This is a genomic window from Marinomonas foliarum, assembly GCF_003337275.1.
In the GTDB taxonomy this organism is placed as follows: Bacteria; Pseudomonadota; Gammaproteobacteria; order Pseudomonadales; family Marinomonadaceae; genus Marinomonas; species Marinomonas foliarum.
Genome location: NZ_QPJQ01000008.1, coordinates 83,985 through 97,177, shown reverse-complemented (window position 1 = coordinate 97,177; position 13,193 = coordinate 83,985). Strand labels below are relative to the sequence as shown.

Here is a 13,193-nt window from a genome sequence, read left to right as displayed (position 1 = left end):
ATATACTCCAAAAAAAGGCAATAGAAGCGTTTTTTGCTGCGCATGTTTTCCTCCTCCCGCCTCTTGATGACACTAGGCGCAAACGCTAGACTGTACGGCATCATTCATTGATGGACTTTCCCACGTCTCTTCACGGGAATTCGAGCACTTTCATTAGGATACAAACAAACCTATGCCGGACGTCATTCCAGCCGACTCTATTGGTATTGTCACGCCGCAGATTGCGCAATTCGACACGCCATTAACGCTTTCTTGTGGGCAAACACTGTCATCATACGAACTCGTCTATGAGACATATGGAACGCTGAATAAAGCCGCCTCCAATGCCATTTTGATTTGCCACGCACTCAGCGGCGATCACCACGCAGCGGGCTACCATGCTATGTCTGACAAAAAACCAGGCTGGTGGGACTCGGCGATTGGACCTGGCAAAGCCATTGATACCAATAAATTTTTTGTTATTGCACTTAACAACCTGGGCGGTTGCTGTGGCTCAACAGGCCCAACCAGCATCAACCCAGAAACAGGGCAACGTTGGGAAGCTAGCTTTCCAATTGTCACTGTAGAAGATTGGGTCGAAAGCCAAGCTCGTTTAGCGAACTTATTAGGTATCCAAACCTTTGCTGCCATCGTTGGTGGTAGCTTAGGAGGCATGCAGGTACTTGAATGGAGTATTCGCTTTCCAACGCGTTTGCAGTCCGCCGTGATAGTGGCTTCAGCACCAAAGTTATCGACACAAAATATCGCCTTCAACGAAGTGGCACGTCAATCTATTCGCCGTGATCCAGACTTTTTTGATGGAAATTACCTAGACAACAGTTCAGTGCCAACCAATGGCCTTGGCTTGGCACGCATGCTCGGCCACATCACCTATTTATCTGACGATGCCATGGGGGCTAAATTTGGCCGTCAAATGCGTCATGACAGCTACCAATACAACTACGGTGTTGAATTCGAAGTAGAAAGCTACTTACGCTATCAAGGCGAAGCCTTCACCAAACGCTTTGACGCCAACACCTACATGTTAATGACCAAAGCGTTGGATTATTTTGACCCTGCAGCACAAACCAATGGCGACCTCGCGACAGTATTAAGTCGAGCGCAATGCGAATTTTTATTAGTCTCCTTCACTACCGATTGGCGTTTCTCACCAGAGCGCAGTGAAGAAATCGTCAACGCACTCGTCAAAGCTGGCAAGCAGGTGTCTTACGCTAAGATAGAAGCGGCAGAAGGTCACGATGCCTTTTTATTCCCGATTCCGCGCTATATGTCCGTGTTGAATACCTTTTTAACCCGTGTTGCCAATCGCTTAACCACGGAGGTCAAATAATGCGTTCTGATTTAGAAATAATCGACGAATGGGTACTGCCTAATATTCGCGTACTCGATTTGGCTTGTGGCCCCGGAGAATTACTTCATCACCTGATTCAAAATAAACAGGTAAACGGCTATGGCTTGGAAATCGGCCATGACGATTTGAATACCTGTATTGAAAAAGGCATTCCGGTTTTAGAGCAAAATATCGACGAAGGTTTGCAAAACTTCGACGATCAAAGTTTTGATCTCGTTCTAATGACCCATGCTTTGCAACAGTTCCGTCGTCCCGATTTATTGATCGACGAAATGCTGCGTATTGGTAAAGAATGCATAATTACCTTCCCGAACTTTGGCCATTGGCGTAGCCGTATGCATTTGGCATTAAAAGGCCGCATGCCTGTATCGGACTTTTTGCCATACAACTGGTACGACACGCCAAACATTCACTTTTTTACCTTCCAAGATTTTGAACGCCTGTGTGAAGAGAAAAATATAAAAGTGCTACGTTGGGCCGCAGTCGATGGTCAGCTAAAAGACCACTGGTGGATTCGATCTATGCCGAACTTATTCAGCGAAACAGCGATATTTCACATCAGCCGCTCATGATAAGCCATTGAAATCGAGCAACTAAATATGGCAACAAGGCGGCGAAAGAGCCGTCTTTGTTTTACGACATCGAGGAAAAATCCGTGAATAAAACCATCGTACTCGCCAGCAACAATGCCGGTAAAATCAAAGAATTTAATGCGTTACTGGGTGACATGGGCATTGATGTAAAACCGCAAAGCGAGTTTAACGTCGAAGAAGCCGAAGAAACGGGCTTAAGTTTTATCGAGAATGCTATTTTAAAAGCCCGCAATGCTTGCGCTCATACTGGCTTGCCAGCCTTAGCAGATGATTCTGGCATCGAAGTCGACTATCTTGATGGTGCACCGGGAATTTACTCCGCTCGTTTTGCCGGTGAACATGGCGATAATGAAGCGAATAACGCATTGTTATTAGAAAAACTAGAGGGTGTAGCAGAACTTGAACGCACTGCTCGCTTTCATTGTGTTCTAGCTTATATGCGTCACAAAGACGACCCTACTCCGCTGGTGTTTCATGGTGTTTGGGAAGGCCGCATTATGACTTCTACGGAAGGTCAGGAAGGCTTTGGTTATGACCCTTTGTTTTACGTACCAGAATGCGCTTGCAGTGCCGCCAGCTTGCCAAAAGAAGTAAAAAACCAAATTAGCCATCGTGCCAAAGCCTTAAAGCAGCTTTTTAGTGCTTTCCAAAAACAACCATCTGTACAGCAAGGTACGCCATTTTGAGCACCCAGTTACCACCGCTAAGTTTATACATACATTTACCTTGGTGCGTGCGTAAGTGCCCATATTGTGACTTCAACTCCCATCAAGCAGATCGCTTTGAAGCCAATGGCAAGCTTCCAGAAGACGCTTATTTGGCGCAGCTTCTAGCCGATCTAGACGCCGATTTGCCTTATGTCGCTGGACGACCAATCCAAACGGCTTTTATTGGTGGTGGTACGCCAAGCTTAATGAGCGAAGATTTTTATTATCGACTCATGGATGCGCTACGCGGCAAGCTGACATGGGCAGACAATGCTGAAATCACCATGGAAGCCAACCCAGGCACCTTTGAGCAAGAAAAATTTCGTCATTTTCGCCAAGCCGGCATCAATCGCTTATCAATTGGTATTCAAAGTTTTCAACCAAACCTGTTGAAAACCCTAGGAAGAATCCACAACCGTGAGGAAGCGATACACGCTGTGGATAAGTCTAGAGCCGCCGGCTTCGATAATATCAACCTAGATTTGATGCATGGTTTACCCGATCAAAGCCTTGAAATGGCATTAGAAGACCTGTCGCTTGCTATCGAACTGAATCCTGAGCACTTGTCTTGGTATCAGTTAACGATTGAACCAAACACCGAGTTCTACCGCCGCCCTCCAAAGCTGCCTGAAGACAATACTTTGTGGGGCATTCAAGATGCAGGACAAGAGCTGCTTAATAAGCATGGTTATGCGCAATACGAGGTATCAGCAAACTCAAAAGAACATCATCGTGCAGCGCACAACCTGAATTATTGGCGCTTCGGTGATTACATCGGAATTGGCGCGGGCGCTCATGGAAAGATCACATTGGTTAATGGTCAAATATTTCGTACACGAAAGACCCGTCACCCAAATCATTACTTAAATAATCTACCTGAAGCCTTGGTCATTAAAGAAGCCATAGAACAAGAAGACCTTCCTCTTGAGTTCATGATGAATCGTCTGCGCTTGTTTGAAACCTTTGATTTAAAGGATTATGAACGATTCACTTATCAAAATGTGCCTGACGCTCTAATCAAAGCCTGTGAGATAGCAATAAAACAAGGTTTTTTAGACGCTGATGAGTGGAAAAAACAGAGCATAAAAACCACCGAAAAAGGCAAATTATTCCTCAACGAGTTGCTTGAATTATTCCTTCCTTAGCCGGTCAATTTGTTTACTATAATTTGACATCTAAACATATTGATGTAACTCTTAACCAGTTAAGAACAAAAAAGGCCATCATCGATGGCCTTTTTTGTTCTCTTTCAAAGCTTTAACGTCGAGTTACGCTAGCTTAAATAGTCAGTCCTTATTGACAGGAAAAAGGCTTAAACAGACAAAAATTTAAACGAAAACTCAAATGATACTAAGACTGACGGAAACTGTTGAAATGGTTCCAAAAACGTCGCGTTCAGAACAATTTGATGTTATGAATTCTCTTAATGTTGATTAGCAGTATTGTGCAAAAAATATTCATGTGGGTTTTCGTTTAAATAACGTACCAAGAGTCCCTGACACATGGCATGGCTATATAAGCAAAAAATTCGGGAAAAGTTTTCACTAATTCGGGAGAAGATTTATGACTAACAAAGTACCTGACAATGGTCGGGCAGAATACAATACATCGTATAAGGTGGGACAAGATAACGTTCAGTTTCTTGGCCTAGATGTATTGAACCCAGTCTTTAGTACTAGCGCTGTAATCATTTTCGCATTTATCATCGGCAGTATCTTGTTCCCTGCTGATGCAAGTGTCATTTTATCCGGTGCAAAGAATTGGTCGATCAATAATTTTGATTGGTTCTTTATGGTTGCAGGTAATATTTTCGTTCTCTTTTGTTTGCTACTAATCCTTCTTCCTCTCGGTAAAATCCGTCTTGGTGGCACCGAAGCAAGTGCAGAACATTCAACGATCACATGGTTCTCTATGCTGTTCGCAGCAGGTATGGGTATCGGTCTGATGTTCTGGAGTGTGGCTGAGCCTGTTGGCTATTACACCGGTTGGTACGGCACACCTTTTGATGTCACAGCCAACACACCGGAAGCAAGAGATTTAGCAATGGGCGCAACTATGTTCCACTGGGGCCTTCACCCATGGGCTATTTACGCTGTAGTTGGTTTGTCTTTGGCTTTCTTTGCATATAACAAAGGTCTTCCTCTTACGATTCGTTCTGCTTTTTACCCATTATTCGGTGAGAAAGTTTGGGGCGGCATCGGTCACGTAATCGATGTTATTTCGGTTATTGCGACTATCTTTGGTCTAGCAACTTCGCTAGGTTTTGGCGCGCTACAAGCAACAAGTGGCCTTCACTTCCTTTTTGATATTCCAAATACGCTAACGACACAAATTATTGTCATCTTAGGTGTCACTGCGGTTGCCATTATTTCGGTAGCTCGTGGTCTTGAAGGCGGTGTAAAACTACTGTCTAACGTGAACATGATCATTGCGGCCGTATTAGCAATCTTCATCGTGATCGTTGGTAACACTGGCGCTATCTTTGCGGCAATGGGCTCTTACTTCTTAAACTACGTTGAAAACATCATTCCATTAAGTAACTGGATTGGCCGTGACGATACTACTTTCTACCACGGTTGGACTGTATTCTACTGGGCTTGGTGGATTTCCTGGTCACCATTTGTCGGTATGTTTATCGCGCGCGTTTCTCGTGGTCGTACTGTTCGTGAGTTCCTTGTAGCTGTTCTATTGGTTCCAACAGTTGTTTCTCTTGTCTGGATGTCTATTTTTGGCGGATCAGCTCTAGATCAATCTGCAAATGGCATTGGTGCATTAGCAAACGGAATTTCTGATTCTTCTCTAGCTATGTTCCAAATGTTTGCCAGCCTACCAATGACGTCTGTGATTTCCTTCGTTGGTATCATTCTTGTGTTGGTATTCTTCGTAACCTCTTCAGACTCTGGTTCTTTGGTTATCGATGGTATTACCGCTGGTGGTAAAACTGACGCACCAATGATCCAACGTGTTTTCTGGGCGGTCCTAGAAGGTATCATTGCGATTGCATTGCTTGTTGGTGGTGGTTCTGAAGCACTTGGTGCTATCCAAGCTGCAGCCATTACCATTGGCCTACCGTTTACTTTGCTCATGTTGGTCATGTGTGTAAGTCTATGGAAAGGTCTACATAGCGATATGCACTTGTACAAATAATTTATATTGCAGAGCAACGCGGACAGCAGTGTCTGACCGCGTTGTATTTTTAATATAAATGCTATATTCTCTGCGTCCTCTTAGGGGAGTAATCTTCTTTGCACATACAAACTGCAAAGATTCTTTGTCAACATAATTGAGCCTCAAGCTCATGGCAAAGAAGTCCTGACTCGATAATAAATCGTTGGGATTGGTGAGACTTAAGACAATGACTTGGCTCAGGTGGGCTCAGGTTTGTTGTCTTTCGTTTTATTGCCCACCTAGGACCTATCAAATGGAAGCACTACTCACATCAGTCTCCACTGTCGCTCTCGCGGAAATGGGAGATAAAACCCAACTTCTCGCTCTATTCCTTGCTACGCGCTTCGCGTCTAAATCCTCTATTGTCCTTGGTATTCTTGCCGCCACATTACTCAACCATGCATTATCGGCTTGGATTGGTGTTGAGGTCGCACAATGGATTCCAGAAAGTGCCATTAGCTGGGTAGTTGGTCTAAGCTTTATAGCGGTGGGTCTATGGCTATTGATTCCAGACAAAGACGACAGTGATGATAATAGCATGCTGAAATTCGGTGCATTTGGCGCCACCTTTGTATTATTTTTTCTTGCAGAGATTGGTGACAAAACTCAAATTGCCACAGTTTTGCTAGGCGCACACTACGGCAGTGTCTGGATGGTATTGCTCGGGTCCACTATTGGCATGATGTTAGCCAATGTGCCTGTTGTCTTTGCTGGCAACTGGATCATGGATAGAATAAATGCTGACCGAACTCGTCAGCTTGCTTGTTTGTTGTTTCTTATCTTAGGCGCAGTGACCATTGCTTCGCCATTACTTCAATAAAAAGGCTCTAATAAACAGGAATGTATTATGGACGTCGAATTAACAGAAATACTTGAAGCGCTTTGCCAACATGCCCCATTCAATGAAATTGCAGACGACCCGCAACTTAATGATATGGCGAAAGAAATAGAGATCCAGTATGTTCGCGCTGGGGAAATGGTTATCGCTCAAAGTGCACTGAACAACACCTTGTTCTTTATTCGTAGCGGTGCAATAGAGATTCTCAGCAAAGAGAAAAAGTTAATTCGACGTATGAACGAAGGTGAGCTGTTTGGTTACGCCTCTATTTTACGTGGCGGTAAATCCTCTCAGGCGATGCGAACCATTGAAGATAGCCTTTTGTATCGTATTCCTGCTCGCTGGTTCCTCAAACTGCATCAAGAAAATGATAATTTTTCTGATTTTTTCCAGCTGGCTCGCGAAGCAAGATTACGTGCTGCCATGGATGCGCAAAATTCGGATGTCTCCTTAATGACGTGCCCTGTCGTCAGCTTATTAAGACGACCTCCGATCAGCACACACATAGACTCAAACATTCGTGTCGCCGCTCAAATCATGGCAGAGCACCGTGTTTCTAGTTTATTAATTACTGACAACGACGAACTTATAGGCATACTTACAGATCGAGATTTGCGCACACGAGCAGTGGCTCAAGGTCTGGCTTACGACACTCCGGTATCAGAAATAATGACGCGCGACCCTATCGTCATGGACAGCGGTGACTATGCATCAGAAGCTGTGCTAAAAATGATGGAGCGCAACGTTCACCATATCCCAATCGTCAAAAACGGTCGACCTATTGGCGTTGTCAGCACAGGCGACATCATTCAAAAAGAAAGCCATGGCAGTGTCTATCTGATCAGTGATATTTATAAGCAAACCAGCATTGAAGGCTTAAAAAGCATCAGTCAAAAAATGACCCATACTTTCACCCAACTTGTGGTCGCAGATGCCAATACGCAAATGATCGGTAATGCCATGTCGCATATTGGCACCGCCTTTGTGAAACGACTTTTGCAATTGGCAGAAGAGATATACGGACCGCCACCAGTACCCTATTGCTTTATTGCACTTGGCTCACAAGCACGTGAAGAGCAAACCATTAAAACAGACCAAGACAACGCTCTTATTTTAAGCGATAAATATGATAAGAAGCTCCATGGTGAGTACTTTGAAGCATTAAGTGACTGGGTATGTCGGAACCTTGACGAATGTGGTTACACACTTTGTACTGGCGATATCATGGCGTCTAACCCACGCTGGCGTCAGCCGTTAAAAGTGTGGCAAGAATACTTTAGCGATTGGATACAAAAACCCAAAGCGGAAGCCTTGTTGCGTATGTCTATTTTCTTTGATTTACGCGGTATCTATGGAGACAAAACTCTCGCCAAACAGCTGAACCAACACATACGTCAACAAGCTCAACAGCACTCTGGCTTCTTAACCTTTATGGCAAGAAACGCCAACCAGCGCAAACCACCGCTTGGCTTCTTTAGACAATTTGTCTTAGACGGTGAAGGCAAGCAGTCACGTACCTTCAACTTAAAAGAACGAGGCATTGCTCCGATTATCGACATTGTCCGAGTACACGCCCTTGCCTGCGGGAGCGACAAACTCAACACCTTGGAGCGAATAGAAGACATCGAAGCGGCAGGCTTGTTACCAGGTGGTCGAGCCAAAGATCTTGCTTTGGCACTAGAGATGATCGGCATGGTACGAATTCGCAACCAAAAAGAGCAGATTGAAGCAGGCGAAGAGCCAAATAATCACGTTAACCCAGAACATCTTTCTTCATTTGAAAAGCGTCATTTGCGCGATGCATTCCACATCGTTTCTCGCCAACAGGAGTTCATCAAATTCCGATATGCAGGGAAGCGTAGTTAAATGTCAAAACACGTATTGAAAAATAAAAAAGAAGAAGAGATTCAAGACTGGCAGGAAATGTTTGCGCAATGGGCTGAAGAAGCACCTGAAGGCCCATTAAAACGTTATTACCAAGCTGGTATGATTGCTGCCAACACTTCTCTGAAAGACGCGCCTTTACTGGCGTTGGACTTGGAAACAACAGGGCTTGACCCACACCAAGACGAGATTATCAGCCTTGGTTTGATCCCACTAAGCAGCAAGATCATTCGCTGCCAAGGTGCGAAATACTGGATGGCAAAACCAGAGCATTCATTGAACGCTGAATCCGTAACGATTCATGAAATAACCCATGCTGAGTTGGCCGGAGCGCCCTCTTTGAATGCTATTTTAGACGAGATACTCATCGCGTTAACAAATCAAGTGGTTGTTGTGCATTGCGTCTCTATAGAGCGACAGTTTCTACTCGAAGCCTCAATGAAAGCCTACGGTTATCCGCTGTACTTTCCGGTACTTGATACCATGGATATTGAGCGCCAAGCGACCTTCAAACCTTGGTGGCAGCGCTTTGGCAGACGACCATCGCTGCGTTTAGACGCGTGTCGACAACGTTATAAACTGCCTCGCTACAAGGCTCATCACGCACTCACAGATGCCTTGTCATCGGCGGAACTACTGCAAGCACAGATTTCTTATCACATGGACCCCGAAGCTGACATTTCAAATTATTGGATGTAAGGCTCTATATAATCGAGGGGCAGCTCTCACGGACGACCAATTCGGTTTCTAATACCACGTCCCTGGCCTCTCTAAGTCCTAAGAACACTTCGGCTGCCACGCGACCTTTTTCCACTGTATGCTGGTGGATTGTGGTGATCGAAGGGTGAATATTGGCACTTTCCGCAATCCCATCAAAGCCCACGACCTGTAAATCTTCAGGCACTCGCAAACCTAAATGCAAAGCGGCTTGCACTGCAGCAATAGCAATACAGTCGCTCATGCACAGTAACAACTGTGGACGTTTCGCCATGGTTAATGCTTCGCGGGCGGCTTGATACGCCTGCTTATGATTATTCTCTGGAATATTCCATATATACTCAGAGGCCACCGATAATTGATGCTCTTCCAAGGCTTCGAAGTAACCATGCAAGCGCTGAATAGAAATCGACGCTGCACGATCAAATAGCTCATCTTCTCGGATACGACAAACGCGATCTGTATCCAACAAGCTCAATCCTAAAATGGCGACGGCCTCAGGTTTGTGCTGCAACGCATGGCTTGCCACACGATAAGCACCACTGTGGTTTTCAATGTTGACCGACGTAGTACCTGGAATAAAACTGTCTACTGTAATGATGTTTTTATTCGGCATTAACCAAGGAGCGTTAATACATTGCTGAGGTTTGTGGCCGTAAACGATAAAACCATCCACCATAGAAGACTGCATCCGACTTTGTGCATCTTGTTCCACATGGTCAGACGACAGCAGTAACATATTGTATTCATTGGCTTCAAAGACTTCCGCCATGCCCTTCAGAAACTGATTCGCAACGGGGTCAGTTAGGCTATAACTCAAGTCATCCGAGAGCACTATACCAACAATGCCTGTTCGCCCTGTTCGCAAGCTTCGAGCAGCGGCATTAGGGCCAAAGTAGCCCATTTTTTCACATTCACTCAGAATGTTTTCACGCAAATGAGCCGATAATTGATCTGGGCGATTGAACGCATTTGAAATAGTTGCCGTAGACACCTTCAGGCGCTCTGCGACATCTTTTAAAGTCAGCTTTTTTATATTTTTTGTCATGCTCACTGTCCATAATTGCAAAATAACAACGACAAACAAGCCGATTTAGGTCTCCCAAAAATCGGCTTGTTTGTTACTAAAACAGAATGTCGTATAGCAGAGAGGTTTAAGAAAGCTTAGCGAAAAACGCTTGATACGCTGGTAACGTCAAGGTTTGGCCATTCAACGTTGACACAAAGCCATGTCCTTGTAGTTCAGTCATGATATCAGCCCCTACAGTCGCTTGTTGCGACTCTCCTGTCATATTCAACACCACAAGCAAACGCTCACCTTGATATTCACGAACCAAAGCAACTAATTGAGCATTGTTCACGTCACGCTGTGATAACTCACCATTAACCAGTGCTGGTTGCTGTTGGCGCCAATGAATCAGCTGACGCACCTTATGCAATAGTGCATCTGGATTCGCTTCCTGCTCAGCCACGCTCAAAGGTAACTGCTCTTTAGATACAGGTAACCAAGGTTCTACCGTAGAAAAACCACCTAATAGTGACTTATCCCACACCATTGGCGTACGACAACCGTCACGGCCTTTAAATACAGGCCACAATGGAATGCCATAAGGATCTTGAATTCGTTCAAACGGCACATCCGCTTCAGGTAAACCTAACTCTTCACCTTGATACAAACACACACTACCACGTAGAGATAAAATAAGCGCTAAAGCAACCAAAGGGTAGGCTTCACCATCTTCATTAGCCCCCCAGCGAGTACGAGAACGCTCTACATCGTGGTTTGACAACGCCCAACATGGCCAGCCATCGCCCACAATTTCCTGCATGTTTTTCAACACATCACGAATATAGTCTGGCGTATGTGGTTTATTCAAAAAATCAAAGGTGTACGCCATATGTAGCTTGTCGCCACCAGAAGTGTATTCCGCCATGCGCTTGAGTGGAAAATCGTCACCAATTTCGCCCACTGTTGTCGTACCCGGATATTCGTCCATCATGGCACGCATGTCTTTTAGAAAATCGAGATTTTCTGGGCGGCTCAAATCGTATACATGACGTTGGTAAGTATAAGGATTATCGTGTGGCGCCCCCATAGTTTTTGGCTCACCAGCGGGTACAGGAGGATTATCTTCCAAACCTTCACTGTGGAAATAGAAATTCACCGTATCCAAACGGAAACCATCAACCCCCATATCTAACCAAAAACGCATATTATCTAAATGTGCTTTACGTACATCAGGGTTATGGAAATTAAAATCAGGCTGAGACTCCAAGAAATTATGCAGATAATACTGCAAACGACGACTGTCCCACTTCCATGCACTACCACCAAAAATAGATAACCAGTTATTTGGTGGTGAGCCATCTGGTTTTGGGTCCGACCATACATACCAATCGGCTTTAGGATTGGTTTTATCTTGTCGACTTTCTTCAAACCAAGGGTGGGCATCTGCAGAATGACTAATAACCTGATCGATCATAACCTTGAGGCCTAACTCATGAGAACGGTCAATTAAGGCTTTAAAATCCGCTAACGTGCCAAACATAGGATCGATATCACAATAGTCTGACACATCGTAACCAAAATCTTTCATTGGCGATGTAAAAATAGGCGACAACCAAATTGCATCCACACCCAATGACGCTACGTAATCAAGCTTACTCGTAATACCCGCTAAATCACCAATACCATCGCCATTCGCATCCATAAAGCTACGTGGGTAAATCTGGTAAATCACTCCACCTTTCCACCAATTCAAACTGGTCGTCATAACGGCTCTCCATAAACAACTAAAACAGGGAGCAACACAGTGCTCCAATAAAAAGAATTCAAATGATTAACGACGATAAGACACTTCTTTATCATCAAATAAATGCATTTTTTCAGGCAAAGCAGACAGATGGACAGTGTCTCCACGTTGAGTTTTCAAGGTACCCGCTTGCTTCGCAATCACCATTTCTTCACAGCCTGGAACAGTGACGTACAGTAAAGTTGCTTCACCTAAGGACTCAACAAACGTTACCTGACCTGATAAGAAGCCTTCAGCCTCAGTCGCTACAACCAATAAATCTTCTGGCCGAATGCCAAAGAATGCCGCTTTAGCTTGCTCGCTGCTGCCAGTAATAATGGGAGTTTCAACCATAACGGTAGAAGATAAAGACACCTGGGTTTGCTCGCCGGTTTTCTCGATACGACAAGGCACCACATTCATTGCTGGCGAACCAATAAACTTAGCAACAAAGACATTAGCTGGATGCTCATACAAGTCTAATGGCGACCCCACCTGTTCAATGTTACCCGCAGACAACAACACGATACGATCCGCCAAGGTCATAGCTTCCACCTGATCATGGGTCACATAAATCATGGTTGAGTCCGGCATGCTGTCTTTTAAGTTAGCAATTTCCATACGAGTCGCGACACGCAATGCTGCATCCAAGTTCGACAAAGGCTCATCAAACAAAAATACTTTAGGTCGACGAACAATCGCACGCCCAATCGCCACACGCTGACGCTGTCCACCGGATAGTGCTTTTGGCAATCGATCCAAGTAAGGAGTGAGTTGCAACATATCAGCCGCTTTACGCACCTGCTGGTCAATGCTCTCTTTACCGACCTTAGCGATCTGTAGACTGAACGCCATGTTGTCGTACACCGACATATGCGGATACAAGGCATAACTTTGAAAAACCATCGCAATGCCGCGCAGTGCCGGCGGTATATCATTCACCACCTGACCATCTATCTCTAAAGTACCTGCTGAAATTTCTTCCAAACCAGAGATCATGCGCAACAAGGTTGACTTGCCGCAGCCTGAAGGCCCAACAAAAACGATAAACTCGCCTTTTTTAATGTCTAAATTGATGTCTTTTAACACTTCCACTTTATTGGAATAAATCTTTTTAACATGGGTTAACTTTACATCTGCCAT

Annotated in this window: 11 protein-coding genes and 1 riboswitch; of the genes, 8 read left to right on the top strand and 3 right to left on the bottom strand. The window is 44.7% G+C overall.

All coding sequences use genetic code 11. The features are described from left to right. Nucleotides 1-172: 172 nt before the first annotated feature. The 8 genes from metX (at nt 173) to DFP77_RS06305 (ending at nt 9,240) form a co-directional block, all read left to right on the top strand. Nucleotides 173-1,330, top strand: coding sequence for a homoserine O-succinyltransferase MetX (metX, locus tag DFP77_RS06340; RefSeq protein ID WP_114411435.1), 1,158 nt, complete (start codon nt 173-175; stop codon nt 1,328-1,330). Beyond that, a complete protein-coding gene (gene metW, locus DFP77_RS06335; RefSeq protein ID WP_114411434.1) occupies nt 1,330-1,923 on the top strand; it encodes a methionine biosynthesis protein MetW in 594 nt (197 codons plus the stop codon). The genes metX and metW overlap by 1 nt, the downstream gene beginning before the upstream one ends. Nucleotides 1,924-2,006: 83 nt before the next feature. Continuing rightward, nucleotides 2,007-2,630, top strand: coding sequence for an RdgB/HAM1 family non-canonical purine NTP pyrophosphatase (gene rdgB, locus DFP77_RS06330; protein ID WP_114411467.1), 624 nt, complete (start codon nt 2,007-2,009; stop codon nt 2,628-2,630). Continuing rightward, a complete protein-coding gene (hemW, locus tag DFP77_RS06325) occupies nt 2,627-3,796 on the top strand; it encodes a radical SAM family heme chaperone HemW (RefSeq protein WP_114411433.1) in 1,170 nt (389 codons plus the stop codon). The genes rdgB and hemW overlap by 4 nt, the downstream gene beginning before the upstream one ends. Before the next feature lie 418 nt (nt 3,797-4,214). Beyond that, complete coding sequence (locus tag DFP77_RS06320; RefSeq protein WP_114411432.1) at nt 4,215-5,798, top strand: BCCT family transporter; 1,584 nt, start codon at nt 4,215-4,217, stop codon at nt 5,796-5,798. Between the two features lie 69 nt (nt 5,799-5,867). Further along, a riboswitch (yybP-ykoY riboswitch) is annotated at nt 5,868-6,066 on the top strand. 6 nt (nt 6,067-6,072) lie between these two features. After that, nucleotides 6,073-6,639 (top strand): TMEM165/GDT1 family protein, encoded by a 567-nt coding sequence (locus DFP77_RS06315; protein WP_114411431.1) that lies wholly within the window; start codon nt 6,073-6,075, stop codon nt 6,637-6,639. Nucleotides 6,640-6,666: 27 nt separating this feature from the next. Continuing rightward, the gene (locus DFP77_RS06310) at nt 6,667-8,523 is read left to right on the top strand and encodes a DUF294 nucleotidyltransferase-like domain-containing protein (protein WP_114411430.1); all 1,857 of its coding nucleotides are present in this window, start codon (nt 6,667-6,669) and stop codon (nt 8,521-8,523) included. Continuing rightward, nucleotides 8,524-9,240, top strand: coding sequence for a 3'-5' exonuclease (locus DFP77_RS06305; protein WP_114411429.1), 717 nt, complete (start codon nt 8,524-8,526; stop codon nt 9,238-9,240). A 4-nt stretch (nt 9,241-9,244) separates the two neighbouring features. On the opposite strand, the gene DFP77_RS06300 is transcribed toward DFP77_RS06305, so the two are convergent. The 3 genes from DFP77_RS06300 to DFP77_RS06290 form a co-directional block, all read right to left on the bottom strand. Next, entirely contained in the window at nt 9,245-10,306 is a 1,062-nt protein-coding gene (locus tag DFP77_RS06300) for a LacI family DNA-binding transcriptional regulator (protein ID WP_114411428.1), read from the bottom strand. 106 nt (nt 10,307-10,412) lie between these two features. Continuing rightward, nucleotides 10,413-12,032, bottom strand: a complete 1,620-nt coding sequence (locus DFP77_RS06295) for an alpha-glucosidase (RefSeq protein ID WP_114411427.1) — start codon at nt 12,030-12,032, stop codon at nt 10,413-10,415. A gap of 66 nt (nt 12,033-12,098) precedes the next feature. Beyond that, nucleotides 12,099-13,193, bottom strand: a complete 1,095-nt coding sequence (locus DFP77_RS06290) for an ABC transporter ATP-binding protein (protein WP_114411426.1) — start codon at nt 13,191-13,193, stop codon at nt 12,099-12,101.

Coding starts and splice junctions, on each gene's coding strand:
- metX (WP_114411435.1), top strand. CDS start 173: ATGCCGGACGTCATTCCAGCCGACTCTATTGGTATTGTCACGCCGCAG.
- metW (WP_114411434.1), top strand. CDS start 1,330: ATGCGTTCTGATTTAGAAATAATCGACGAATGGGTACTGCCTAATATT.
- DFP77_RS06320 (WP_114411432.1), top strand. CDS start 4,215: ATGACTAACAAAGTACCTGACAATGGTCGGGCAGAATACAATACATCG.
- DFP77_RS06315 (WP_114411431.1), top strand. CDS start 6,073: ATGGAAGCACTACTCACATCAGTCTCCACTGTCGCTCTCGCGGAAATG.
- DFP77_RS06310 (WP_114411430.1), top strand. CDS start 6,667: ATGGACGTCGAATTAACAGAAATACTTGAAGCGCTTTGCCAACATGCC.
- DFP77_RS06305 (WP_114411429.1), top strand. CDS start 8,524: ATGTCAAAACACGTATTGAAAAATAAAAAAGAAGAAGAGATTCAAGAC.
- DFP77_RS06300 (WP_114411428.1), bottom strand. CDS start 10,306: ATGACAAAAAATATAAAAAAGCTGACTTTAAAAGATGTCGCAGAGCGC.
- DFP77_RS06295 (WP_114411427.1), bottom strand. CDS start 12,032: ATGACGACCAGTTTGAATTGGTGGAAAGGTGGAGTGATTTACCAGATT.
- DFP77_RS06290 (WP_114411426.1), bottom strand. CDS start 13,193: ATGGCAGATGTAAAGTTAACCCATGTTAAAAAGATTTATTCCAATAAA.